Here is a 25,909-nt window from a genome sequence, read left to right on the forward strand (position 1 = left end):
GCTGAATGATTCAGCTGCTTTTATGTTAATAACTCACCGGATTCACCTACTAAACGTTTAATCATTCTTCTTCGTCATGAATAAGCGCTGCGTCGATATCACATAAAGGTGTTCCTAACATAAGACCAACAACATACACACCAATCTCTATTTCTTTACATCACCTGATTAGTACGAAGTTCTCCAATTTGAGACGATATCTTGAATCTTTCGCCTGCATATACTGAAATGACATATTCAAAAGGCTTATTGTTTGTAAGGTATGTCACCGTTTTAATTAACAGTAAAGGTGCATTCATTTCTAAATTTAAATAGTTTGCTTCTTGCTCATTTGCAAGCGTAGCTTCAACCGTTTGTTTCGCGTCACCGATTTTCACATTAAAATTCTTTTCAATAAAGCCATGTAGAGAATGCGTAATATTGTTGTCTAGCACGTAATCCCTATATTCTAGGGGCAAAAAAACCGTCTCTAGTGCTACTGGCACGTCATCTCCGTATCGTATCCTCTTTATGGATAACACTTTTGAATCGTCCTTCAGCGCTAGGTTATGTTTGACAGATCTTGAAGCGGTAATTTCATCAATGGATAAAATAGTGCTGGTAGGAACCTTCCCCTTCTGATGCATTAATGAGGTAAAGCTCGTTGCTGCTACTAATTTTTGTTCAATCTTATTCTCAAGTACAAACGTTCCTACTCCTCTTTTCCTTGTCAAATAGCCTTCATCAACTAATTCTTGAATTCCTTGTCTCACAGTTAGTCGACTGACAGACAATAGCTTAGAAAGCGTGTTCTCGGATGGAATCGCACTTCCCGCTTGCCATTCTGTTGACATAATTTTTTCTTTTATCATTTCTTTAATTTGATAATAAAGAGGTGTAGAAGAGCTTTTATCAATCATAAAAACTCTCCTTTCACTCTGCCATAAGCTAATAAATAAGCATTATTCTCTACGGTCATTGTTGTATCAGTCCTTATTCTTTATACGACTGATTATACGATAAGAAGTGAGAAAGAAAAACCCTGTGGCTACTTATGAAATTAAAATGTAGCTTCTCCCTCCTAAACCACCCATAATATTAAACAAGTAAACTATCCTAATATATTTTTCCAACCACAAGAATCTAATCCAATCGACAAATTCAAACAAAATACTTACCATTTTTTAATACAAACAATGAGAGGGATTCTTCTTCATAAAGTTTAGTTATCACGGTTATTACATTAACTGATGATAACAAACAGATATTTCAAGAAAGAAACGCTCCATTTGTAAAATAATTTTATTTTATTAACCTTGATATTTATGTACATTCAGAATATTTATAGACATTATTTTACAAATGAAAATATTTACAAATTACTATTCAAATTAAAAAAAGTAAACATGTATTGCTATCGTTTCACATATTTTAGTTAAAGGATTAAAACAATCCTGTTCATTTGAAGGGTCGTGAGGAGGAACTTATGAAAAGTCTAGGAATCGTACGAAAAGTAGATGAGTTAGGGCGCGTTGTCATTCCAGTTGAGATGAGAAGAGTGTTGGGAATTAACATAAAAGATCCTTTAGAAATCTTCGTAAAAGACGGCGAGCTTATGTTAAGGAAATTTGAGCTAGAAAATAAATGCCTTATAACAGGAGAAGTAACGCCAGAAAATAAGCAGTACGCAGAAGGTCTTATTTTAAGCCCATCTGGTGCCAGGCTTTTATTCGATCAACTAAAAGAAGATTGGGACATTTAACTTTAAAAAACTGCAAAATAGTAAACAAAAGCAAATCCCCCCTACTGTAAACACATTCGAATAGAGTGTGATTTTTTGCAATAAAATATACATATTAAATACATCTTATCAATAAAAAACCTTTGTTAATTCCACAAATGTGCTAGTCTATTCCATCCAGTTCTTTCACTGACTTTATCAACTTTTCAGCTCTCCTCAAAATCTCCTCTTTCAACATAGTTTCTGTCAACTTTAAGTAGTTATCACCGTATAGAAAGTCATCAATTAAATCACTAATTTCTACAAATGATGCCAGTTGTTTTGGAGAATCTAACTCATATATGATGAGGGTAGACAAGTCGTATACCTTGTTGAAAAGATCATCTGACTGATTGATTAATTCTTCAAGCCTTTTGTATACAACATATGTGGTGCATTCTTGTTCAGTTGGTACTTTTAGTTCAAGCTCTTCCACAGCTCTTCGAAAATAGTGTTCCGCTTCAAAAATATTATAAGGTTTTTGAAGCGCAGCCAGAATATATAAAGATGTAGATTCATAGTCACTCTCTATCATAGAAAAAGCCCATGGCAAGTAATGTTCAGCAACTTTTACATTGTCTTGATAAATATGATAGTGCAACTCTAGCGTGTTCATACTGCTTTCTTTCCTATATCTTCAGCCAGCCGTAATAAATAACCGTCTGGATCCATAACCAAGAACTCTTGTTGTCCATAAAGTTTATCATCAACGCGATACCAGCTTTCTGTAAGTTTATACTTAATTGGATAATCATACTTTTTTAATCGACTGTAAATAAACTCAGCGTCGTCTACCATAATCTGAAAATTAATACCTCGCCCAAATGGATAAGCTAGCTCACCTGTATTCCAATATCCGTTTACCTGTTCAATCATGATTTCACACCCACCCAAGGTCAGCATGGCAAACTTGTCCTCTTTTCGTTCGTATTTTACCTTGAATGTTAACAAGTTGATGTAAAAGTTCAAGCTCTTCTCTATATTTGAAACTGATAGCTCAGGTGTTAGTTTAGAGCCTGTAAGCATATAAAGGCCTCCTTCCATTCAATGCTTTTTACTTGTATCGAAGCGTTCTGTTTTTTAATTACAGATTTTCATTTCCATACTTTAAGGTACTTCTTTTGATACTTCGCGTCTGTTTCTATCTCTACTAGCTTTAGTGCCTGCTGCTTTAATTTTTCATCATTTGTTTCATCGTATAGATTTCGTAAGCCTTGAATGATATCAAAGCGAATAAGAGTGGCATTTTTTTCGCCTTCACATGTATGAAAGCGATCAACTAAGTGCTTGAGAACTAACTCTTTTTGTCCGTCTCCTGCTAAGCCCACTTTCCAGATTGCCTGTAGGGCGTGACGAGCCGTAACAAATTTTTCGTCTTTGGTTACTTTCCACAAGGAACCAAAATCAGTTAGTATTCGTTTTTCCTGATCACTTTTCGCAAGACCTGCAAGAATTTGAGCTCCTCTTGCTCTTTTATGGTTATCAGCATCTCCTAACCACCTCATTAACTCCTCCCACACTTCATAAGCCCAATCTACCGGTTCAGAAGTTGCGTTTAGAATTTCTTGAAAAGCTTCATACTGAAGGGCTTTATCAGCTGCTTCTAAGTTTTTAAAATGGCTGCTCATAGACTCGTTCATACTTTCCTCCATTGATACTATTTAAATTTATATGATTCATATATTTTACCATATGAAATCTCTCACCTCCTATCTATACATAAAAAAACTCCTTTTTAACCAACCTAAAATTCAGGAATAAATAGGAAAGGGTGAAAGAATGAATTTCATATGGCAATCGCTTATTTTAATCTTAACAGGTATATTTTTACTTAGGATAGCTGGACGTAAATCCATTGCTCAGATGACGCTAGCTCAAACCGTTGTAATGATTTCACTAGGAACTATTATCGTTCAGCCTATTGTCGAAAAAAGCATGTTTAAAGCAATTATAGGCGCTGCTGTTTTTGTACTAGCTATCTTGGTTTTAGAATACGTACAGGTGAAATCCAATGCGCTAGAAAAGTTCATTACAGGCAAATCAAAAGTTGTAATTGAAAATGGCCAGCTTGATATTAAGCAATTAAAAAAACTGCGTTTAACCATTGATCAGCTTGAAATGCGGCTTCGTAATCACGGCGTGGCAAAGCTAGAACACGTAAAATCTGCCACGATTGAACCCAATGGACAACTTGGCTATGAGCTAAAAGAATCGGAAAAGCCATTAACAATCGGAGAATTTAAAAACTTAATGAATCTTTATTTTCCTCATTTAGCTCAGCAGTTAGAGAACAGTCCACCTAGTGACACAGGAACTCAAAAGGATCTGTTTCAAGAGATTAACTATCCAAAAACGGATACCCCTCGTTATTTACAATGAGCTCTCATAGAAAATGCACCTCAGCTAATATTCTGAAGTGCATTTTTTATGGTTATTAACGCTTTACAACCGTTACGTATGAAAGTTTACTCACATTTCCAGCTGCATCTTTTGCCGTTACGTTTAAAAGAGTCCCTTTTTTCTGTGCAGCAATTTTTACGGAATACACGCCTTTAGAGTTAGCTTTCGCATAACCCAATCTGTTTTTACCGGCATTTACCGTTACCGTTGAGTTTGCTTCCGCTTTACCCGTTACTACTTTATCAGTTTCTTTTACTTTATTAACCGTTGGCTTTGCAGGTGGCGTCATATCAGCTTTTACAACTTTGACATAGGATAAGCTGCTGACATTTCCAGCTGCGTCTTTTGCCGTTACGTTTAGCGTCGTTCCTGCTTTTTGAATAGGAATACCAACAGAAAATGATCCGTTTGAGCTTGCTTTTACATAGCCAATTCGATTTTTACCAACGTTCACCGTTACCATTGAATTCGCTTCTGCTTTTCCTGTAATGACTTTATCATTATCATCAACTTGATTAACAATTGGCTTCGCAGGTGGCGTCACGTCAACGCTTGTCACTTTGACATAGGTCAAGCTGCTGACGTTTCCAGCTGCATCTTTTGCCGTTACGTTTAGCGTTGTTCCTACTTTTTGAGCTGGAATACTAACAGAGAACGATCCGCTCGCATTTGCTTTCGCATAGCCGATTCGATTTTTACCAACATTCACTGTTACCGTTGAGTTCGCCTCCGCTTTTCCAGTGATTACTTTATCATTGTTAGTAACTTGATTCACTACTGGCTTTGCTGGCGCAACGTTATCAACAAACGCCGCTGACAAAATATAAATATCTTCTTCCGAATTATCATCAAGGTCATCGATATTATCAAAGTCAATAACTGGAACATAATAAGTACCAGCTTTGTTTACTTGATACACTTGCGTTTCAATCTCTTCGTCAAACTCGCTGCCTAAGTAGCTGACATTATTATTATCTTTATAATCTTTTTCGGTAACCGTAAAGCCTAAATCGATTGCAGGTGAAGAGGCACCTCCTGCTATAATGAATGCGCCGGCTGTAGGAACATTCACTTTATACATGTCCAAATCGTAAAGTGGTAAAAGCTGACCAATGACTGTGTTACCGTAAGACATTATATTTGCTGTATGAAAATCATCATTGGGCTCTGATTCAAAAACAATTTCTTCATTATCAAAGCTTACGCTTGATCGCTGAAGACTTTTTGCTGCTTTATTTGAAAATGGTGCTGGCATATTTAACGACTTCAAAACATCTGACTTTACCTCGTTTATTATTTCTGGCTTCACAATGTTTTTTTCTAGCTTTTTGCTAACTTCTGCCTGCTCTTCAATTGTTTTTTTTGATACATCATAATTATTCTCTTCTGCGTAACCTGTCCCCATCGATAACGAAGAAACCAATAAACCTGCAGTTAATGCTGTAACAACCTTCTTCTTACTCATCAAAAAATCCCCCTAAGTCCCATTCGGTTACTTTTTACTCACGACTATAATACTACTATTTTTCTAATAAAACTATTAATTTCTACATCTATTTTTCGACAAAATCTACTTTGGTTTGAATAAGTTCCGTTTAATTATAAGAATATTTAAATATACAATTATTGACATTTTTTGTCATATAGCACTAATATTTAATGATATAACCTAGTCATAAAGAAAGGTGTTTTAATAGTGCAGGAACATTTGATTTTAACGCAACGTGCGCTGGCTTTACTTACAGATTACATATTGCCGATAGCTTTATTACGTCTGGATTACACCAAAAAGTCTTAGTTGTTACAGCAGAGACACTATCAAAAGTAACGGATTATAAAGACCGCTCTACCTGCATCCTATTTGGCAACGGGGCAGCAGCGGTAAGCACGTGTATCGAACGAACTTATCCACAACGATGAACGGAGAGCAGCTTCAAACACCTGGTAAAATGGTTCAAAATGGACGCGAAGTGTACAAATGGGCTACCAGAACCGTTCCAGCAGGTATTGATTCGCTGTTACAGCAAACCAATCTTCAAAAAGAAAACATTGACTGGTTCGTCCCGCACAGTGCCAACTTGCGAATGATTGAGTCCATTTGCGAAAAAGCTGAGTTTCCGCGCGAAAAAATGCTAACGAGCGTCGAGTATTACGGCAACACATCAGCTGTTTCCATTCCACTCGCTTTGCAGCTCGCCTTAAAAGAGGGTAAGTTGCAGAAAAACCATCTTGTATTGCTTTATGGATTTGGAGGAGGCTTAACTCATGCAGGTCATATCATTAGATGGGACCTCGGTGAAGGTTAACTTCTTTCGTATTGTTTATGAAAGGGGGGAAGGACGATATCTACGAATCAAAAATCAAAGCTAGACAAATGGCGTGCTAAATACGGAGCTATTGCTACCGGATGCAGCTGCTTAGTAACTACCTATTTCAATTGGGGAAGCAACTGGTTTTGGACGGTTTTTTGCGGAATCAGTGGGATAACTTGCGTCACTATCGGCATTTTCGACCTTAAAAAACACGCAACGAAAAACAACAGAAAAGCACAGCTATAAAAACAGCTGTGCTTTCTATATATCCAACGGACGTAAATTCGCTTCAATTTCTGCTCGACGCGGTTCTAAAAATGGCGGTAGAGCGAGCTTCTCTCCCATCGTTTCTTTGGGCTCGTCGGTCGCAAAGCCAGGCGTATCGGTTGAAAGTTCAAATAAGATACCGTTTGGCTCTCTAAAATAAATTGCTTTAAAATAGTAGCGTTCGACTTCGCCGGAGTGAGGAATACGAGCCTGCTTTAAGCGTTCAAGCCAGTAGCGGTATTCTTGCTCATTTGGGACACGAAACGCAACGTGATGAACGCCACCTCTTCCAAGCCTTGCTTTTGGCACCCCGGGTTCTTCTACAATATGTACTTCAGCTCCGCTTCCCCCTTCTCCTGTTGCATAAACTTTCATTGAATTATAAGATTTCACATGACGAAATCCCATAACGTTTGTTAGGATATCCGCTGTTAGCTTCGCTTCTGCAACTGTTAACGTAACCGGACCTAAGCCAATAATTGCATGCTTTTCTTCAATATCTTCTCGCTTCCATGGAACACCGGCACGTACACCTTTTTCTCCGTTATCTGCAACAAGCATCAGTCGTGTACCTTCGTAATCACGAAACGCAAGCGCGTTGCGACCTGCTTGGTTTGTCATCTCATCGTGATCGATTCCTAGCTCTTCAAAGCGTTGCTTCCAATAGTGAAGGGATTCCGTCGTCGGCACACGCAAGGATACGGTTGAAATATCCGTTGTTCCCGGGTAGGTTCTACCAAGGCCAGGAATATCAAAATAAGTGACTTCCGTTCCAGGTGTTCCTTCTGCATCTGCGTAAAACAGATGATATGACTGCGGGTTATCTTGATTAACCGTCTTTTTTACAAGACGCATTCCCAGTACGTTTGTAAAGAAGTCATAATTTTTTTCGGCTTTTCCCGTTAAAATTGAAACGTGATGTAGACCTAATAGTTCCATTACTTTCACGCCTTTCTATTCGTTCAGTTATTGAACAGCTTCTAGTTCTTTTTCTTTAATTAGTGTACCCAACCTTGCATTGTAATTTCCGCCACCCTGTCCATGGTGAATATGACTATGACAAATTGGACAAAGGGCCGCAATTTGGTCCACTCTATTTAACCCGCTGTCGGTTAAGTGGTTGATGTGGTGAAGCTCTAGATATGGCATTCCTTTTTTATCTTTAAACGATGCTGGTGCACCGCATGATTCACACTTTCCGTTCGCTCGCGCTTTTATATAACGATGAAGGAAAGCTACCTTTTTCGTTAAGTTCTTTTCCTCATAGAATTTTTCTAACAGCTCTTCTTGTACCGTTGAGTTAATGCTAATTGCGTTCGCTTTCTCTTCTAATACATGGTTGCGTTTTAGTTCAAACATAATCGCTTCCCGAAAGCTTCCGTCTGCATCCCACATCAACTCAAGCTGATGGTTTACATACGTCATCTCATCTAAAAACTCAACAATTCCAGACTCTACGTACTGAAATAAATAGATGGTTTCACCGTTCGCTGCGTGTTCCATCACCGCTTTATTTCCTTTGATTAGCTGCATCGTACCACGCTGTCCTTCTCCAGTATAAAAGAAGGTTGTTTGATCGTCGTTCCATCCATGAGAAGTACCGTATTCTTCACCGCTCATCTTTGTAAAAATAAAGATGTATGGGTATTCCTTTGGCGTTGAAATTTCACTTTGCTCCTGCCCTTTATAAAGGTCATGAATTTGCTTGCGGCGATATCGCTTTCCTCGTACAAAAGCCTCACCAAACTGTAAATCTGTAATCACAATTGTGCCCCCTGATGTAGATCTCTTTTCTTAGTTTTAGTGTACCATAAAAAAGCACAACTTGAGGTTAGTTGTGCTTAAAAAGGAGCGTCTTTCTTTGGACAATTATCGTTTTAAAAAAGGTTTATATACTAAGAGTTATTGATCTTCCACCTCTACTAAAAAAACTCTTTCGTTAAAGCCACCTTTCTCATCTGCTTTTTGCTGACGCACATGTTCCAGCTGCTGAGGAGTTGCGCCGTTTAATGCAGCAAGCGCATAAACAACTTCTAGTAAATCCGCAAGCTCTTCTACTGCCTCGTGCTCCGTTTTGGCTTCCTTATATTCGCTCCATTCTTCTTCAGCTTTTTTCTTTAGTTCCTTTTTGTATTCATCAATAGTTAGGTTGCTTGTTGTATACTTCTTTCCGCTTTGTTCGATAATCTGCGGAATGTAATCACGGACTAGCTTATTATAAGCAGGCATTTGCTCGGCTCCTTTCCTCTAAATGATATGACTAATTATACTAAAAGGTGGAAATAAGGTGTAGTAAAGTGAATCGTTATGAATGGTATATTTTCTCTATTATGCCATTGACAAAATACGAACTAATGTTCTAATATTGAAATAGATGGAAAGGATGGTTATGTATGAGACCTAAACTGAATCAACACATTAAGACAAAAGAATTTCTCAGCTATTATTGGTTAAAGAAAGAACTACAAGGTTTTTGCCACGACCACCACATCCCCAGAAGTGGCTCCAAAGCAGAATTAACAGAGCGAATTCATCTCTTTTTGCAAACTGGAGAAATAAAACGTCCTGTTCATAAAAAGACGGGTGCTCCTAACGGTAAGAAGTTAGAAGAACTGAGTCTTGACACTGTTATTACAAAACACCATCGCTGTAGCCAAAGCGTACGGACATTTTTCAAAACTATCATTCCAAACTTTCATTTTTCAACCTATATCCAAAACTACTTTAAACAGAATGGTGGCAAGACATATCGTGATGTTGTGACGGCCTGGTATGAAGAAGAAAGCCGAAAAAAAGATCCTTCCTATCAGCGAGAAATTGGAGCCCAGTTTGAATATAACCAGTTTACAAGAGATTTCTTTGCAGACCCAACCAACAAAGGGAAAAGCCGTGCAGATGCAATTGCAGCGTGGCGTGCAGTAAAAGAACAGCCCGGAGCTCGAACATATAAAAGAAAAAACTAGGCACCGTACATGCCTAGTTTTCTACTACATTATGAAAGTCGTTTTGAAATAAAAAAGGAAATTGTTGCTGCTAGCATTGCTACTACAAGCGGAAACATATAAGTACTTTCACCAAAGGTAACCGTGCTTCCTAACGTTCCAACTTCTTCCGTCAAGCCTGGCTCATACAGCATCGTTAACAGCATACCACTACCTACTTGCAATACAAGCATTAACATTACAAAGCTAGCAATGAAGGCTATGTAATTTTTCAATGAATCCCCCCCTTTATTTCTATTACGAACGACCATCCAAAAAGTTTCATTTTATGGAAAATAAAAGAAATTATTCTTCATTATTGTTCTTCAACAAACTTTGAATATAAAGAGCATCTTCCACAGGAATTGTAGAATAGTCAACTTCATCCCACGTCTCACCCGTACGTTCCGCTATAACAGCTCCCTTATCGTTTAGCCAAAGACGAGACTCAACTAATAATGCCGATTGCTTTGGACTATTAAATGCTACGTAAAGATCCGGATTGTTTATATCTACATCCGCAGTATCAATGCTTTCTCGGTGAGCGTAAATCAGCGATAAGTTATCGACAGCAGCTTGATTTTCTAAGTCCGTAATGACCTTTTGAACGTCTGTCTCTCCGTCCTTCCCGTCGCCAACCCAGATTTCCCGAGTGACTTGATCAGACGTGGATTTTCCAAATACGTATCCTCCTAGAAAAAGTAAAAGCGCACCTATTATAATGGCAAATGGCTTGAAGTATCCTTTCACACAATAACCTCCTACAGTACTAATGAGTTTAGTATATCATTATTTTTATAAAATTCGTTATTTTCTTCCTTTTAGCATCTTATTCACCAAAGTTCCCCCTAACGCTTCCATAAAAAAACCTCTCTGAAGCAGAGAGGCTTTAAACGATAACAACAAATAAACTAAATAGCGCAATTGGAGCTACAAAAAATCCAAGTACATGCTTCCAATGATATGGCGTCTTTTTAAATGCCAATAAGCGATCCACAATAAAGAAAAAAAGCAGCATCGGGATGAAAAAGAGTGATAAAACAAAATGTAAAGCACCCGTAATCCACCACTTGTACTTACCTTCCCAGCGATTTGTAATCGTTTGCGCAATTAGCTCTACCACAAAAGAGGTTAAGATAACAGCTGAGCCTACAATAAAAAAGTAGTACCCAAGCGCGAAAAAACTCCCTTCTTTCTTAAACTCCCGAATAAAGTTAAGGATAGTAAAGTCAGCTGGCTTATCCGCAGGTATAATCGCCGTGACAAACGCTAAGACACTAATGGCAACAACCATGATTAGTCCTGCAATAAGCTTACGGCTAATTAAATAGCCCATCGACTTTACAGATGAGGTTTCATTCATATATTCGTTCCTTCCTTATGTATCTTCTCTACTTTAATAAGTAGCAACATACAGCCTAAGCTGAAATATTTTACTAAAAGTGTATGAAACAACCTGTCAAAAGTCAATGAAAAACGTCCTATCCACTAGGAATAGAACGTTCTTCAACCACTTTTACTTCTCAACAACTGGATTTGACTGAGCTACTCGCTTTCCTACTGTTAACGATAAGACGAAACAAACGAATAAAACGATGGCCGCTGCTACATATGGAAAGTTGATATCAATATCAAATAAAATCCCTGCAACAAGAGGTCCTGCAATGTTTCCTAAACTTGTGTAAGCAGAATTTAAGCCGGCTACGTAGCCCTGCTGTTCTTGAGCAAGTTTTGACATTTGTGTACTAATAGCTGGTCGTAAAATATCGATTGCTAAAAACAGCGTAAACGTTACGACAACAATCAACCAGTATGCATGCGTGAACAAAGTTAAAAGTACGAATAAGCCTGCTACAAACAGACAGGTTGAAATAACCCTTTTCTCACCAAACTTATTGACAATCCACCCAAAAATAGTGAGCTGAACAACAGCTCCTGCAATGGAACCAAACGTGATAATAAATGCTATATCTTTTGGCGTAAAGCCGAATTTACGATCTACAAATAAACCAAATACCGTCTCATAATTCGCTAAGCCAAACGAAGCAACAAACACAATAATTAAGCTTAAAAAGTACGGTTCCTTATACGAATTACGTAACTGTGTAAATAAGCTCTGCTTTTCTGTTTGAAGTGGGTCAGCCTTCACGCGTTCTTCCATTGGTGATTCAGGCAGAACAAATAAGGTAAGTAAGGCTGCGAAAACTCCTGCAACGGCTGCTGAATAAAACGGGACTCGCATGCCAAATTCAGCAATGAATCCACCGATTCCAGGGCCGATGATAAAGCCTGTTGTGATTGCTGCATTAATATACCCCATTCCTGTTGCGCGCTCTTTTGGCGTCGTAATATCAGCTGTATAAGCCATAACGGCTGGCATAATTAATGCTGCACTAATTCCGCCCAGCATACGAGCGCCAAACAATAGCGCCGGTGCATTGGCAATTCCAAATAGCCACTCTGACACGGCAAAGATCAACATACCGGTAACGATCATTTTTTTACGCCCAAAAGAATCCGATAATCTCCCTGCAACAGGTGAAAAGATAAACTGTGTTAACGAAAATGCAGCGACAAGCATTCCAACGATACTTCCGCTAATTTGAAGCTCAATCATATAAGTTGGCATAATGGGAATTACAAGACCTATTCCCATAAACACCAAAAAGATGTTAAGCATTAAAAGCAGCATGGCTCCTTTATTTCTTAACAGTAGTGACATAAATAACCCTCCAACTTTCTCCTATATTCTCCATAAAACACGAAAACTATTTTTGTTTTTTTAGTTTTTATCGACCGATAAAAGAGACTGACTCCCATGAAAACAAGAGATATGCCAGACTCTGTCGTATGCGCTCTATTTTAAAGTTCCGATTTTACCTTACTTGTTAAAAGGCCGTGCAATAGCATATCAACAATCGTATCGAGCGCATCTGATACGGTTAATCGATTTTCTAAAAAAAAGCTTCGATCTAAAGTCGAATTCACAGCGTCGATGATTACCTTCATCATTAAATCAAGATTTCGATTTACAATAATTCCTTCTTCTATTCCTTGCTTTATGAGCTCTCTCAGTGAGTCCCACTGGTTCAAAGCCACATTTAACTGCTCCCACTGTGCTGGGTAGTAGCGCTTCATCTGCTCAATGATACATAAGTCATAGAAGTCATTATACTCTGGAATAACGGTAATAACTCGCTTGATTTTGTCCACCAAAGATAGATTTTCATTATTCACAATCGCTTCGGTTTTCTGATCAAAATCCTGTAGCGTTTGAGTGATAATGGTATCTAAAATCTCTACTTTGGACGAGAAATGTTCGTACAGCGTCCGTTTACTAATGCCTAGCCTTTTGGCTAAGTCATCCATTGTAAATTTCATTCCTTTATGATGAATCTCTTCGATAAATGCCTGCATAATTCGCTCTTTCATTATCAGTCCTCCTCGTGATAAACTCATAAAACATTTTTAGTTTTTCTATTTTCTCATTCTATCTCACTTCTCATATAAGTACAAGAAAAAAACCTACTTGCTGAATAAGCAAGTAGGTTTTCTCTTAACAAATCGAATCGTTTGGTTTTGGATTCTTTAATCCGAACAATGGTCGAATAAATAAGGCTAGCGTTGTTCCTAACATTGCCATAACCATCCATACCCAACCGTGTAAGCTAAACGATGCGATTCCTCCAAAATAAGCACCAATGTTACAACCAAATGCTAAGCGAGAACCATAGCCCATTAATAGGCCACCTACAACTGCTGCTCCTGCAACTCCTGGCTTAATTTTACCAGGCTTGAACGTTCCTTGAGCTGCCGCTGAGATAAACGCGCCTAAAATAATGCCAAAGTTCATTACGCTTGTAGAGTCGGCAAGAACCGTTTGCGTTAACGCTTGACCATTCGCTCCTTGGAAATAACCCCAAGTCGAAACATCAATTCCTGTTGCCATTAACGCTTTACCACCCCATAAAGCAAATGCTGACGTAATGCCCCAAGGGTTACCGCGTACTGTTAGCGTTAGAGCATTTAAAAGTGCTAAGATAATTGCTGCCGCAAATAATGGCCAAGAACCACGAATAACTTTCTTCCATCCTGTTGTTGTTGGAAGCTGCTTCATCATTGGCGGATTTTTCTTTTTAGCAAGCTGAACTGTAATCCAGTAAATAACTGCAAATGCCACCATTTGAACAACCCATGCACCGAAATAGCCAAGCCCAGTTGATTCAGCTAACGAAATTGGTTGGAACGATGGCATATCCTCCATCCAAAATGTAAAGTGATACGCTGCAAGTAGTGAACCTCCAATGAATGAAACGAGCGTAATGATCATAGAAGACGAACCGCCACCAAGATTATAAAGAGTACCTGATGCACATCCGTTTCCTAGCTGCATTCCAATTCCGAATAAAAATGCTCCTACCACCACACTCACGCCTACTGGTGACACATAACCTGCCGGTGTCGTACCGGTAAAGCTAAACCCAGTGCTTAAAATAATAGCAAACAGCGTGGAAGCTACTGCTAGCATAAGCATATGTGCCTGTAAACCTTGTACGTTTCCGACCGACATTAATCGTCTAAACGCTGAAGTAAAACCAAATCGTGCATATAGTAACGTCGCGCCAAGAGCGAGACCGATAATAAATAATACACCTTGTGTCCAATTTGTTGTGTTTACAATCGCTGTTAGTAACACGACCGAAATTAAAATTCCGACAATAACTAACGGCTTTTGCATTGGACTAAGCTCCGTAACAACCGTTGTGCGAGCTGAATTAGTATGCTTAGAAGTTTGTACAGTTGTTGATGCCACGATATACACCTCATATCTTATAGATTTAGTAAGAATTAAACTTTTTTTATCGTACAACATATCTTTTATCCTGTAAACCTCTTTGCTCTCTTTTCATCGAAAGAGTTGATTTTCAGTGCTTCATCCATTATTTTTAAAACTAGGTGATAAAAGTGAAAGTAGAAAAGCTGAAAAAAACGCTAACAACTGTAGGTATTGTAATTTTTGTTTTAATGTTTATCGTGAACTTAATTATTACAAAAGGAGCCATTGTGGATACGCTAATTCGCATGTCTTCTCTTATCATTCTCTTGCCTATTTTTTTATTTTTCGTCTATCAAATGGGGAAGACACACTATAAACGTTTGGAACAAGAAGAAAACGAGTAGGGAACTCCCTACTCGTCAATCTACAAAAATCCGGAAACGTATATTTTATGGTTTACTTTGAATGATTCTCCTAATTTAAATAATTTGACTATCTTTTTGGTCTTCTTTTCTTTTTCTCCATGTATTTTCCATCTGTTCAAGCGTTTTTCCTTTCGTTTCCGGAACAAGCTTCCAGACAAATAAAGCAGAAAGTACACTCATCAAACCATAAAAACCATATGTTAATCCTCCACTATACTCCATCATTGTAGGATATGTAGAGGAAATAAAATAGTTAGCCGCCCATTGAACTGCTACAGCGATAGCTACAGCTCGGCCTCTAATTTTATTAGGAAAAATCTCCGAAATCAGCACCCAGCATATTGGTCCCCATGACATCATAAATGAAGCTGTATAAATAATAATAAATATAAGTGTCCCTATTCCAATCATATTAGAAAATACCATACTTGATACACCAAACATTCCAATAGACATTCCAATTGAACCTACTATTAATAAGGGCTTTCTCCCCCATCGATCAACTGTTAAAATTGCAATAATTGTAAAAACAACATTCACTAATCCCATAATAATGGTTTGCAACATTGAAGAATCTTTAGCAGCTCCCATACTTTCAAAAATACGTGGGGCATAATATAAAGCTACATTTATACCTACAAATTGTTGAAAAACAGAAAGTAGTATTCCTACAATAATCACCAATTTCCCATAGGCGAATAACTTTTGAGAAGAAGCATTCATTGTAATAGTTTGTTTGATATCCATCAAAATGGCTTTTGCTTCTGGCGATCCATTAATTTTTGTAAGTATCGCTAAAGCCTTTTGATCTTGCTTTTGTATCACCAAATAGCGAGGTGTTTCAGGCACTAAACATAAAAGCACCGCAAAAAGCACAGCAGGAATCGCTTCTGAAGCAAACATGTACCTCCAACCTACATCATTTGTCCACGCCATAGTTTCACCACTTGCAATTCCCCAGTTCACAAAGTACACAACTAACATTCCAAAAATGATCATAAACTGATTAAATGATACTAATCTACCGCGAATAGCTGCTGGAGCAATCTCCCCTATATAAATTGGACAAATAGCTGAAGCTAAGCCGACACCAATTCCTCCAATAACACGATAAAAATTAAAAGCCAATAATAAAGCAATAGTTGGTTCACCCTTGGTGAAAAATAAAAATTCAGGATAAGAAGAGCCTAAAGCTGATACTATAAAAAGAATAGCTGCTAATATCAGTGATTTTTTACGTCCCAGTTTTGTGGCAAAATAGCCGGAAACTAACCCTCCAATGATACAGCCTATTAAAGCACTTGATACAGTGACTCCATGTGCTAAAGAGCCTAATCCTAAGCTGTCAATAAAATAAACCTTTAAAGATCCTTCAGCTCCAGATATTACAGCTGTATCATATCCAAATAGTAAGCCTCCAAGAGCCGCAACTAAGGTAATAGAAAAGACATATAATGAGTTTTTATTCATATTGTCTAAAAGCAATTAGTAGTTAGAAGTTCTATTTATATTTTTGAAAGGTTCACATTAATGATTACGCTTTCAAAAATAAGTAAATAACTTTATCTCTTCGTATACTAATCTCTTTTATCCTCCATTCTATTTTAGATTTAAAATATTTTCACGCGGAAGAATAAAGCTTTTTAAATTATTAAATGTTATTTTGTAGCACGTTTCTTGTAAATAAAACAGCAGAGGACTTACGCTTCTCCACTGTCAGTTTGCGTCCGCTAAAACAATCAAGTAAACACGTTTCATAAAATTAGATGATCATTCCCGTTGTAAATTATCTTTTGATATATGGTCTTTGTTTCTTCAATATTGTGTTTTCCTGCTCTGAAATCACAGAGTACATATGCAATATCTATTCGTATTACTCTCTTTTTCTATACAAAGATGGGATAACGAGAATGCAACCTATTCTTTTCTATTAAACTGATTCAGCTTTTTACTTAAGTCTTTTGTTTGGTCATATACTTCTTTATATAGAGCATAAAGTTGCTTATACACTTCCACATTTCCTAAATTAGGCATATATGTTTTTGATATGCCAATAAATGAGCCTGCGCATTCTTCTAATGAGTTGTACCATCCGCAACCATATGCGGCTAACATTGCTGCACCTAAAGCTGGCCCTTGCTCAGTGGAAAGCTTTATGATTTTTGCATTAAAAACATCTGCTTGGATCTGAAGCCAAGTATCACTTTTGGCTCCTCCACCTATCGATACAATAGAGGTAATTTCCTTCCCATTCTCTCGAAAAATTTCAATTGATTCATTTAAAGAAAACGTAATGCCTTCAATAACCGCACGTGTAAAATCTCCTTTTTTATGGAAAGCATCCATACCTATAAAGCTTCCACGAATCGTTGCATCTGCATGCGGTGTACGTTCTCCCACTAAGTATGGAGTAAATAAAAGGCCATTTGCACCAATTGGAACCTTATCAATATTAGCTACCATGTTTTCAAATGATTCATTCTCAGCAAAATTATCTCTGAACCAACTTAAGCTGTAGCCAGCAGATAGCGTAACGCCCATGGTATAAAAAGCATTTTCTTTTCCATGATTAAAATAATGTACTTTTCCAGCAAAGTCTCTATCACTTCGCTCCTCGTAAGAAAGCACGACACCAGATGTACCAATACTGCATAATGTTTCCCCTGATGACAAAATTCCAGCTCCGATAGCTCCACAGGCATTGTCAGCTCCACCTGCAAACACTTTCGTTGAAGTTGTCAATCCAGTTTGTTTAGCCATCTCTTTATTAACAGTTCCCACGCATTCACTAGATTCAACTAGTGGCGGACAGATATTAACATCAATACCTACTAATTGACAAATCTCTTCACTCCAATTCTTTTCATTAACGTTTAACAATAATGTACCAGCAGCATCTGAATATTCACTGTGGATAACTCCAGTCATTTTAAAACGCAGATAATCTTTAGGCAGCATAAATACAGCTGTTTGCTCAAATATCTCTGGTTCATGCTCTTTCACCCACAGCAACTTAGGTAGTGTAAAGCCTTCTAGTGCTTGATTTTTCGTTATTTCTAAAAGTCGCCTTTCGCCAATCATTTCATATAATCGCTGACATTGTGTTGTCGTTCTTGTATCATTCCATAAAATAGAATGACGTAAAAGATTATGATTCTTATCCAACAATACAAGGCCATGCATTTGCCCAGAATAACTAATGCCTTCTATATCTTCTGAATTCACCTTAGAATTGGATAACAATTCATGTAAAGCGCTAGCAGTTTGTTGAACCCATTCATTGGGATCTTGTTCACTGTATCCAGTTTTTCCATGCAGAAGAGGGTAATTTTTAGTAGCTTTTGCACAAAGCTCTCCTTTGGTGTTCACTAACACAGTTTTAACAGCGCTCGTCCCTAGATCAATTCCAATAACATACTTCATCTCGATTCCTCCGTCTTTACAAAAGAGAGCAGAAATCTTTTCTACTCTCTTTTATCTATTAAACTTCTAAAATATATTGATTTAAGATTGCTTTTAACTGTTCTTGTCTTCCCGACTTATTCGTAATGTTTGGATTTCGTAATGCATGCTGTTCTAGTGTATGAAAGTTGGCTCTTCCTTCAACAATTTCAAGACCAATTCCTTCTTTAAAACTTCCGTAACGTTCATCAATGATGTTTTCAAAGACACGATCTTCTAATAATTTGTGGGCTACCTTTAGTCCTCGGGCAAATGCATCCATCCCTGCTACATGAGCATATACTAAATCTTCTTGCTCAAAAGAACCTCTACGTACTTTAGCATCAAAGTTTAATCCTCCGCTGCCTAATCCACCATTTTGTAGAATTTCATACATTGCTAAAGTTGTAGCATATAAATCTGTTGGGAACTCATCAGTATCCCAGCCCAAAAGTGAGTCACCTTGATTTGCATCTACTGATCCTAAGAATCCTTGGACTCTTGCTATTCGTAGTTCATGTTCAAACGTATGCCCAGCTAAAGTTGCATGATTAGCTTCAAGGTTTAATTTAAAATATTGATCTAGTCCGTATTGTCTTAAAAATGAAATAGTTGTAGCCGCATCAGTATCGTACTGATGTGTTGTTGGTTCCTTTGGTTTAGGTTCAATTAAGAACTGTCCTTCAAATCCGATTTCTTTAGCATAATCTACAGCCATATGCATAAATCTAGCTAAATTATCTAATTCTAACTTTAAATTTGTATTAAGCAATGTTTCATAGCCTTCACGTCCGCCCCAGAATACATAGTTTTCTGCACCCAATTCTTTTGCTGTTTCAAGACCTTTTTTCACTTGAGCCGCTGCGTAGGCAAATACGTCTGCATTACAAGAAGTAGCTGCACCATGAACGAAGCGAGGATTTGTAAACATATTAGCCGTGTTCCACAATAACTTTACATTACTTGTTTTCATATAATCTTTAATCATATTAACGATTATATCAAGATTTTCATTTGTTTCTTTTAATGAAGACCCTTCCGGCGCAATATCTCGGTCATGAAAAGCAAAGAAAGGAACATCTAGTTTTTCAAAAAGTTGAAAAGCCGCCTCTACTCTAGCTTTTGCTAAATCCATTCCATCATACTTATCCCACGACCTTTGCATTGTCGCTGCACCAAAAGGATCGGTACCATCAGCTGTAAATGTATGCCAAAAAGCAACAGAGAAGCGAAGCTGTTCTCTCATTGTTTTATTGCCTACTACTTCTTCTGGGTTGTAGTATTTAAAGGCTAAAGGATTTTTAGAATTCTTCCCCTCATACAGGACTTTGTTTACGCTTTCAAAATAGTTAATTGTATTACTATTCGCTTGAACCATTTGTTTCTTCCCCCTTATAGATTACGTTTGAAATTTCTCAATACTATTTCTTATATTCACAAAATTTAAAGTTAGTTTGTTTAACCAATAAACTAACTTGATTTCATAATATACAAAATAATTATTTATTTCAATGTTTTTTTTAGAAAAATTAGTTATAATAAGTTATATACTATTTAAGTATCAGATTTTAACAGTCAAAATAGAAGCAACTTAGTTTACCAACAAAACAAAGGAGCGATTATCATTCCGATAGCAGACCAAGCTTTAGTAAAAAAAATTAATCAAAAGTTAATATTAAATGAAATTCTAAATAATTCTCCAATCTCTAGGGCAACTCTTTCTGAAGTAACAGGTTTAAATAAATCGACTGTTTCTTCTCAGGTCAATGAGTTAATTGAAAAAGACTTTATTTTTGAAATTGGAACAGGACAATCTAGAGGTGGAAGAAAGCCTGTAATGCTTGTTTTTAATAAAAATGCAGGCTACTCAATAGGTATTGATATAGGTGTTGATTACATTAATGGCGTTATGACTGATCTAGAAGGTAATATTATTCTAGAGAAATCCTCTGATTTTTCTAGTTCTTCTTCTAGTGAAGTAAAAGAAATTTTACTTACGCTGATTCGTGATTTTATAAGTCGGATGCCAAACTGTCCATACGGACTAGTGGGAATAGGTATTTGTATCCCTGGACTGATAAATTGCAAACAAGAAATCATTTCCATGCCTAACTCAGAGTGGTATATTAAAGATTTGAAACATTTAATCGAAAATGAGTTCCATGTACCTGTGTTTATTGAAAATGAAGCTAATGCAGGTGCATACGGTGAAAAAGTTTTTGGAACTACTAAGAACTATGAGAACATCATTTACATTAGCATTAATATAGGAATTGGATTAGGAATTATTCTTGATAATGAATTATATAAAGGAGTAAATGGCTTTTCTGGAGAAATGGGTCATATGACCATAGATTTTAATGGCCCAAAATGCAGCTGTGGAAATCGAGGTTGCTGGGAATTATATGCTTCTGAAAAAGCTTTACTAGCTTCTTTTTCTTCTGTAGAAGAAAAAAATGAAAAAAATTTGGTACGAAAAGAAATTATTGAACGTGCAAATAAAAATGATGTGGATGCCTTAAATGCACTACAAAACTTTGGATTCTATATTAGTATTGGCATCACTAACATTCTCAATACTTTTGACACACAAGCCATTATTCTAAGGAATAATATTATCGAATCTCACCCGATTGTGTTAAACACCATTAAAAATGAAGTTGCTTCTAGGGTACATTCTCATTTAGAAAATACATGTGAACTACTCCCCTCTTCATTAGGAAAAAATGCACCTGCATTAGGTGCTGTCTCAATTGTTATTAATCATTTCTTAAATGTTCAAAACGAGTAGGGAATTTTCCCTACTCATTTATTATTAGATAGACTGATACACTTTTCCTGAAAACTGTGGTAACCAATCACCGTGTGCTTCAATCAAATCGTCACATAGTAAAACAATATCATCCATTGATAGTTCAGCACTTGTATGAGGGTCTAACATTGCAGCTTGGTAGATATGCTCACGCTTTTTGGTCACTGCTGCTTCGATTGTTAAAAGTTGCGTATTGATATTTGTACGATTAAGCGCTGCTAGTTGCTCTGGTAGCTCTCCGATATAACCTGGAATAATACCGCTACGATCAACGATACACGGGACTTCTACGCACGCTTTTTGTGGCAGGTTACTAATTAAACCACCTGTGTTTAATACGTTGCCTGCAAACTTAAATGGCGTATTCGTTTCCATCGCTTCAATGATATGTGAACCATATTCATGAGAGCGCGTGTGCGTGAGATTTCTGTTATGAACAAGCTCTTCTCGCATCGTTTCCCATTGGCTAATTTGCTCTTCGCATCGTCTTGGGTATTCATCAAGCGGAATGTTAAATTGGTCGATTAAACCTGGATAGTTGTTCTTAATAAAATATGGGTGATACTCTGCGTTATGTTCAGACGACTCCGTAATATAATAACCAAACTTGTCCATAAGCTCGAAACGCACCATATCATTATGCTTTATTTTTTGCTTTTCACGAGCACGGCGCTTAATTTCAGGATATAAGTCTTTTCCATCCCGCTTTACTTCTAATAGCCATGCCATATGATTAATACCTGCGATTTTTTCTTCAATTCCTTCGTGATCCATTTCAAGCGCCTTAAATAAATCTTTGGTACATACCTGTACGCTATGACAAAGCCCGACCGCTTGAATATCCGTATAGCGTAACATCGCACCCGTTAAAGTAGCCATTGGATTTGTGTAATTTAAAAACAGCGCATCCGGGCAGACTTCTTCCATATCTTTTGCAAAATCAAGCATCACTGGAATGGTGCGCAGAGATCTAAAGATACCACCAATGCCAACCGTGTCACCAATCGTTTGGCGAAGACCATATTTCTTTGGAATATCAAAATCAATTACCGTACTTGGTTTATATCCCCCTACCTGTATGGCATTGATTACGTACTTTGCGCCTTTAAGCGCTTCTTTTCGATTAAGGTACGATTTAACCGTCACGTTGATTTTATAGTTTTCTTTTAGGTTATTAAGCATGTTTTCTGAATCCTTTAAACGCTGCTCGTCGATATCATATAGGGCAAATTCAAATCCTGCCAAAGCCGGAACAAACATGCAGTCTCCTAAAATATTTTTGGCGAATACTGTACTTCCTGCACCGATAAACGTAATTTTTGTCATTAATTCTCTCCCTCTCTTTTCATCATTTAGCCTTTAACAGATCCCGAAGCTAAGCCGGCAATAAAATATTTTTGTAGAAGTAAAAATAAAATTGTCATCGGCAGCATAGCGATTAAAGCTGCTGCTCCTACTAAGCTCAAATTATGCTGATTTTGTGCAAAGAAACTGGCAAGCGTAACCGTTAATGTATGCATTTCTTTATCTTGCAAGAAGAAAATCGCAAACTGATAATCGTTCCAAATATACACGCATGAAATGATTAAAACAGACGCCGTCACTGGCTTTAACAGTGGGAAGACGATGCGGAAAAAGATACCTAACGTACTTGCTCCATCAATTTTCGCTGCTTCTTCGAGCTCTTTTGAAATCGTCGAGCGAATGAATCCTGCATATAGAAAGATTGTTAATGGTAAAAATGCTGCCACATTGTTTAAGATAGCAATTTGGTATGTGTTCATCATCCCCATGTTAACCACCATTTTGTAAAGGGGAACAAGTGCTGTTAGCGGGGGGATGACCATAATTCCAATAAAGATAAAGTAGACGTATTTATTTAGCTTTGTTTGACGACGTGCTAGTGGATAAGCAGCGAGCGAACCTAATACAATAAGTAAAACGGCTGAGCAAAACGTAATAATAACCGTATTTAAGAACGCTGTACCAAGTCCTGCTTGACTCCACGCATCAGCAAAATTTTGAACATTGGGCTGTGATGGAAATACCCACTTTGAACTGAAGTCTCCCGCTGGTTTAAGCGATGTTGTCACAAGAATATAGAACGGCACAATATGAAAGATGGTGATCACAATAGCCAAAACTGTAAGCCATCTTTTTTTCTTCTTATTCGTGTAATCAATCATGCTTCTGTCTCCTTCCTCTTAAAGTAAATCAATGCTCCGATGCTAATAATTAAAATAATCACAGCCATAAATACACCCTGCGTTGCAGCGTAACCTGCGTCTTGTCGTTTAAAGTATAAATCATACATAAACGTTGACATAGATTGTGATGCATCTCCAGGCCCCCCGCCTGTTAAGGCAACAATTACGTCAAACAACTTTAGTCCTCCAATAATATTTAAAACAACGTTAATTGTAATAGACGGCATTAGTAAAGGAAGAGTAATCGTTTTAAACTGCTGCCAACCAGAAGCACCATCTAACTGAGCTGCTTCATAATAATCTTTTGAAATCCCTTGAAGTCCCGCAAGATAAATAATCATCGCAATCCCAACAAACTGATACGTATTAACAAATACAATGATCCATGGATTGAAACTTGCATTCCCTAGTGCGTTAACCGGTTCATACCCAAAGAGCATCAGCACATCATTCAGCGCTCCACCTTGAAATGAGAAGAAAAAGTACCAAATGTACCCCATAATAATCGGGCTAATAATAACCGGTAAATAAACAATCGTACGCGTGAATGTTTTCATTCGAATACTTTGATTCAACAAAAGTGCATACAACAAGCCCAGTATATTCTGAAAAATTGTACTTCCAATTCCGTACAATAGCGTATTTTTCACAACCAGCCACGTTGTTGGATCCGCTAGTAACCTCTGATACTGTTCAACTCCAATCCAATCATATGTTTGCGAAAAACCATTCCAGTTTGTAAACGAAAGCTGGATGCCATTAATGAATGGATAAATAATAAACAGCGTAACAATGACAAGCCCAGGTAAGTACATCCACCATAAAGATGATTCTTTTTTGAGCTTAGTTGACTTTTTTTTCTTTATAACTGAAGTAGACTCTTTGGGTAGCCGCTCGTTTCTTACTAATTCGCTCATAACCTCACTCCTATTTCAGCTAGATGCAGTTTGCAGAAAGCAGCACAATTAAGCACTGCTTTCCCTAACTTTTTACTGCTTTCGCAAGCGGTTATACTCTTCTTCCATTTTCTTAGAAAGCTGTTTTGCTGTAAGCGTTCCAGCTAATAGCTCTTGACCTGTTGTTGACATCACAGACCACATGCCGCTTGGTAAGTACTTACGATCAAAGTATGGCTCTACCTTTACTTCTTCATATTGCTTATAAAACTCTGAGTAGTAGTTATCTGCTTCCGCATTTTTTAATGCCGCTGTAGAAGATGTGCCTTCAGCTATTTTCTTTACATTTTCCGGCTTAGCCGCAAATTCAATAAATTCCTTTGCCTCGTCTAGGTTTTTAGAATCTTTCCATGCTGCTAGTGTAAAGCGCTCGCCGCCAATCCAACTTTGTGCATCCCCTTTATGAACAGCTGGTACAGGAATTGTTCCAACCTTTACTTCAGGATTTAGTTCTGTTGCATCAGGACCTAAGGAGCCTCCTACGAATGTAAACGCAATTTTATCTTGTGCCATAAGCTCCGTTACCTGGGATTGTTTCGCTGTTAATACATCTTTGTTGAGTAAATCTTTTTTCTTTAAATCGACCATCAACTCTCCTAGCTGATCGTATTTTGACCAGTTGAAGCTTCCATCTAACAGCTCGTCTCCATGTCCATTCTCTTTGTCAGTAATAAGATATGGCGTAGCGATTTGGTCAAAGATTTGCGCAATATTTCCGTTTTCTCCTCCAGGAATCCAAAGCGGTACGACATCACCTTTGCTTTTGTTTTTTACTACTTCTAATGCTTTCACAAACTCATCCATTGTTTGTGGTGGTTTAATTCCGTATTGTTCTAGTAGTTTCACATTATAGCTAATCCCATCTTTAGCTTGATTTAACGGGTAAGCGTACACCTTGCCGCTTTCATCTTTTAAAATTTGATCAAGCGCAGGATCTAAGTCTTTCACCCAATTCATGTCTTTTAAATCTGCAACATATTCACCGTATCGAAGCTGTGACCAACCGTGCGTATCAAATAAATCTGGCATGTCGTTGGCACCCATCTTCACACGAAGCATATCCTCATATCCGTTTCCAGGAAAGTTTGCTTCAATCGCTATATCAGGATTTTCCTTTTCAAAATCTGCAATTACGCTTTCTAATGCTGCTCTTTCTCCTTTATTACTCATTGTGGAAAACAGTGTTAGTGTGACTTTACCACCATCACCAGAAGAAGCTCCTTTGCTTCCACACCCCGCCGCAAATACCGCAAAAACCATAAACAAAATTAACAAACGCGTCACGTTCTTCATGTGCTCCTCCTACACGTTATTTATTTAGAATTTTCTGATTAATTAGGATAAAACGGTTTTATTGCCAGAAAATAAAAAAGTAAGTATAATAGGCTTCTATATGTTTTATTTGAGGTTAAAAACCCCTAGATAAGAAGGACTGCCATCTTTCTTGTTCCGCTTTATCTGCCAATAAAACGGAAGCATTTGCTCTAGGTTTTTTTAATCTCTTTTTTTTATGTGTTTTTTACTTTCGATTTCTTCTCCCCCTTACAATCATTTACGTTCCAATAAGGCTCG

The 25,909-nt window shown here is 37.5% G+C and carries 26 protein-coding genes and 1 pseudogene; 6 read left to right on the top strand and 21 right to left on the bottom strand.

The window, feature by feature from the left end; translation table 11 throughout:
* Nucleotides 1–155: 155 nt before the first annotated feature.
* The gene (locus tag LZP85_RS09675; protein WP_062686704.1) at nucleotides 156–899 is read right to left on the bottom strand and encodes a GntR family transcriptional regulator; all 744 of its coding nucleotides are present in this window, start codon (nucleotides 897–899) and stop codon (nucleotides 156–158) included.
* A 566-nt stretch (nucleotides 900–1,465) separates the two neighbouring features.
* Between LZP85_RS09675 and LZP85_RS09680 the strand changes: the two genes are divergently transcribed.
* Entirely contained in the window at nucleotides 1,466–1,741 is a 276-nt protein-coding gene (locus LZP85_RS09680; protein WP_062954612.1) for an AbrB/MazE/SpoVT family DNA-binding domain-containing protein, read from the top strand.
* Between the two features lie 142 nt (nucleotides 1,742–1,883).
* Here the strand turns inward: LZP85_RS09680 and LZP85_RS09685 are convergent, their stop codons facing one another.
* The 3 genes from LZP85_RS09685 to LZP85_RS09695 all read right to left on the bottom strand — a co-directional run bounded on the left by LZP85_RS09685 (nucleotide 1,884) and on the right by LZP85_RS09695 (nucleotide 3,399).
* Nucleotides 1,884–2,375, bottom strand: a complete 492-nt coding sequence (locus LZP85_RS09685; protein ID WP_062954614.1) for a hypothetical protein — start codon at nucleotides 2,373–2,375, stop codon at nucleotides 1,884–1,886.
* Entirely contained in the window at nucleotides 2,372–2,785 is a 414-nt protein-coding gene (locus LZP85_RS09690) for a bleomycin resistance protein (protein WP_061784938.1), read from the bottom strand. The genes LZP85_RS09685 and LZP85_RS09690 overlap by 4 nt, the downstream gene beginning before the upstream one ends.
* Before the next feature lie 68 nt (nucleotides 2,786–2,853).
* On the bottom strand, nucleotides 2,854–3,399 hold the full coding sequence (locus tag LZP85_RS09695) for a hypothetical protein (protein WP_061784937.1): 546 nt from the start codon (nucleotides 3,397–3,399) through the stop codon (nucleotides 2,854–2,856).
* 139 nt (nucleotides 3,400–3,538) lie between these two features.
* Between LZP85_RS09695 and LZP85_RS09700 the strand changes: the two genes are divergently transcribed.
* Entirely contained in the window at nucleotides 3,539–4,138 is a 600-nt protein-coding gene (locus LZP85_RS09700; RefSeq protein ID WP_206782663.1) for a DUF421 domain-containing protein, read from the top strand.
* A 55-nt stretch (nucleotides 4,139–4,193) separates the two neighbouring features.
* On the opposite strand, the gene LZP85_RS09705 is transcribed toward LZP85_RS09700, so the two are convergent.
* Nucleotides 4,194–5,624: an Ig-like domain-containing protein gene (locus LZP85_RS09705; protein WP_119542664.1), complete on the bottom strand. Its 1,431-nt coding sequence runs from the start codon at nucleotides 5,622–5,624 to the stop codon at nucleotides 4,194–4,196.
* A 242-nt stretch (nucleotides 5,625–5,866) separates the two neighbouring features.
* Here LZP85_RS09705 and LZP85_RS09710 point away from each other — a divergent pair.
* A pseudogene (locus LZP85_RS09710) lies at nucleotides 5,867–6,465 on the top strand (3-oxoacyl-[acyl-carrier-protein] synthase III C-terminal domain-containing protein); the annotation flags it as partial.
* 267 nt (nucleotides 6,466–6,732) lie between these two features.
* Here the strand turns inward: LZP85_RS09710 and LZP85_RS09715 are convergent.
* The 3 genes from LZP85_RS09715 to LZP85_RS09725 all read right to left on the bottom strand — a co-directional run bounded on the left by LZP85_RS09715 (nucleotide 6,733) and on the right by LZP85_RS09725 (nucleotide 8,967).
* Nucleotides 6,733–7,677: a ring-cleaving dioxygenase gene (locus LZP85_RS09715; protein WP_062686708.1), complete on the bottom strand. Its 945-nt coding sequence runs from the start codon at nucleotides 7,675–7,677 to the stop codon at nucleotides 6,733–6,735.
* A gap of 27 nt (nucleotides 7,678–7,704) precedes the next feature.
* A complete protein-coding gene (locus LZP85_RS09720) occupies nucleotides 7,705–8,502 on the bottom strand; it encodes an HNH endonuclease signature motif containing protein (RefSeq protein WP_234562203.1) in 798 nt (265 codons plus the stop codon).
* Between the two features lie 138 nt (nucleotides 8,503–8,640).
* Entirely contained in the window at nucleotides 8,641–8,967 is a 327-nt protein-coding gene (locus tag LZP85_RS09725; RefSeq protein WP_025911836.1) for a nucleoside triphosphate pyrophosphohydrolase, read from the bottom strand.
* Nucleotides 8,968–9,131: 164 nt separating this feature from the next.
* Between LZP85_RS09725 and LZP85_RS09730 the strand changes: the two genes are divergently transcribed.
* Nucleotides 9,132–9,701 (top strand): DUF6434 domain-containing protein, encoded by a 570-nt coding sequence (locus LZP85_RS09730; protein ID WP_206782664.1) that lies wholly within the window; start codon nucleotides 9,132–9,134, stop codon nucleotides 9,699–9,701.
* A gap of 29 nt (nucleotides 9,702–9,730) precedes the next feature.
* Here the strand turns inward: LZP85_RS09730 and LZP85_RS09735 are convergent, their stop codons facing one another.
* The 6 genes from LZP85_RS09735 to LZP85_RS09760 form a co-directional block, all read right to left on the bottom strand.
* Complete coding sequence (locus LZP85_RS09735) at nucleotides 9,731–9,955, bottom strand: hypothetical protein (RefSeq protein WP_025911834.1); 225 nt, start codon at nucleotides 9,953–9,955, stop codon at nucleotides 9,731–9,733.
* A gap of 70 nt (nucleotides 9,956–10,025) precedes the next feature.
* Nucleotides 10,026–10,469: a hypothetical protein gene (locus tag LZP85_RS09740; protein WP_119542648.1), complete on the bottom strand. Its 444-nt coding sequence runs from the start codon at nucleotides 10,467–10,469 to the stop codon at nucleotides 10,026–10,028.
* 139 nt (nucleotides 10,470–10,608) lie between these two features.
* Nucleotides 10,609–11,082, bottom strand: a complete 474-nt coding sequence (locus tag LZP85_RS09745; RefSeq protein WP_119542647.1) for a hypothetical protein — start codon at nucleotides 11,080–11,082, stop codon at nucleotides 10,609–10,611.
* A 153-nt stretch (nucleotides 11,083–11,235) separates the two neighbouring features.
* A complete protein-coding gene (locus LZP85_RS09750; protein ID WP_206782665.1) occupies nucleotides 11,236–12,441 on the bottom strand; it encodes an MFS transporter in 1,206 nt (401 codons plus the stop codon).
* Nucleotides 12,442–12,581: 140 nt separating this feature from the next.
* Nucleotides 12,582–13,151, bottom strand: coding sequence for a TetR/AcrR family transcriptional regulator (locus tag LZP85_RS09755; RefSeq protein WP_025911830.1), 570 nt, complete (start codon nucleotides 13,149–13,151; stop codon nucleotides 12,582–12,584).
* A gap of 124 nt (nucleotides 13,152–13,275) precedes the next feature.
* Nucleotides 13,276–14,457, bottom strand: a complete 1,182-nt coding sequence (locus LZP85_RS09760) for a YeeE/YedE family protein (protein ID WP_242529522.1) — start codon at nucleotides 14,455–14,457, stop codon at nucleotides 13,276–13,278.
* A gap of 227 nt (nucleotides 14,458–14,684) precedes the next feature.
* On the opposite strand from LZP85_RS09760, the gene LZP85_RS09765 reads away from it, so the two are divergent.
* Complete coding sequence (locus tag LZP85_RS09765) at nucleotides 14,685–14,900, top strand: hypothetical protein (RefSeq protein WP_061784931.1); 216 nt, start codon at nucleotides 14,685–14,687, stop codon at nucleotides 14,898–14,900.
* Nucleotides 14,901–14,975: 75 nt separating this feature from the next.
* Here the strand turns inward: LZP85_RS09765 and xylE are convergent, their stop codons facing one another.
* The 3 genes from xylE to xylA form a co-directional block, all read right to left on the bottom strand.
* Entirely contained in the window at nucleotides 14,976–16,391 is a 1,416-nt protein-coding gene (gene xylE / locus LZP85_RS09770) for a D-xylose transporter XylE (RefSeq protein ID WP_234562205.1), read from the bottom strand.
* Nucleotides 16,392–16,838: 447 nt separating this feature from the next.
* A complete protein-coding gene (xylB, locus tag LZP85_RS09775; RefSeq protein ID WP_206782667.1) occupies nucleotides 16,839–18,344 on the bottom strand; it encodes a xylulokinase in 1,506 nt (501 codons plus the stop codon).
* Nucleotides 18,345–18,402: 58 nt separating this feature from the next.
* Complete coding sequence (gene xylA, locus LZP85_RS09780) at nucleotides 18,403–19,740, bottom strand: xylose isomerase (protein ID WP_138116908.1); 1,338 nt, start codon at nucleotides 19,738–19,740, stop codon at nucleotides 18,403–18,405.
* A gap of 246 nt (nucleotides 19,741–19,986) precedes the next feature.
* Between xylA and LZP85_RS09785 the strand changes: the two genes are divergently transcribed.
* The gene (locus LZP85_RS09785) at nucleotides 19,987–21,153 is read left to right on the top strand and encodes an ROK family transcriptional regulator (protein ID WP_206782731.1); all 1,167 of its coding nucleotides are present in this window, start codon (nucleotides 19,987–19,989) and stop codon (nucleotides 21,151–21,153) included.
* Nucleotides 21,154–21,177: 24 nt separating this feature from the next.
* Here LZP85_RS09785 and melA read toward each other — a convergent pair whose 3' ends face one another.
* The 4 genes from melA to LZP85_RS09805 all read right to left on the bottom strand — a co-directional run bounded on the left by melA (nucleotide 21,178) and on the right by LZP85_RS09805 (nucleotide 25,630).
* Nucleotides 21,178–22,500, bottom strand: a complete 1,323-nt coding sequence (gene melA / locus LZP85_RS09790; RefSeq protein ID WP_206782668.1) for an alpha-glucosidase/alpha-galactosidase — start codon at nucleotides 22,498–22,500, stop codon at nucleotides 21,178–21,180.
* Nucleotides 22,501–22,526: 26 nt separating this feature from the next.
* On the bottom strand, nucleotides 22,527–23,360 hold the full coding sequence (locus LZP85_RS09795) for a carbohydrate ABC transporter permease (RefSeq protein WP_242529514.1): 834 nt from the start codon (nucleotides 23,358–23,360) through the stop codon (nucleotides 22,527–22,529).
* A complete protein-coding gene (locus tag LZP85_RS09800) occupies nucleotides 23,357–24,196 on the bottom strand; it encodes a carbohydrate ABC transporter permease (protein ID WP_404825974.1) in 840 nt (279 codons plus the stop codon). Before LZP85_RS09800 ends, LZP85_RS09795 begins: the two co-directional genes overlap by 4 nt.
* A 174-nt stretch (nucleotides 24,197–24,370) precedes the next feature.
* Nucleotides 24,371–25,630: an ABC transporter substrate-binding protein gene (locus LZP85_RS09805; RefSeq protein WP_062954620.1), complete on the bottom strand. Its 1,260-nt coding sequence runs from the start codon at nucleotides 25,628–25,630 to the stop codon at nucleotides 24,371–24,373.
* Between the last annotated feature and the right edge of the window lie 279 nt (nucleotides 25,631–25,909).

Origin of the sequence: Priestia flexa (genome assembly GCF_021441905.1) — a bacterium.
GTDB classification, from domain to species: domain Bacteria; phylum Bacillota; class Bacilli; order Bacillales; family Bacillaceae_H; genus Priestia; species Priestia flexa.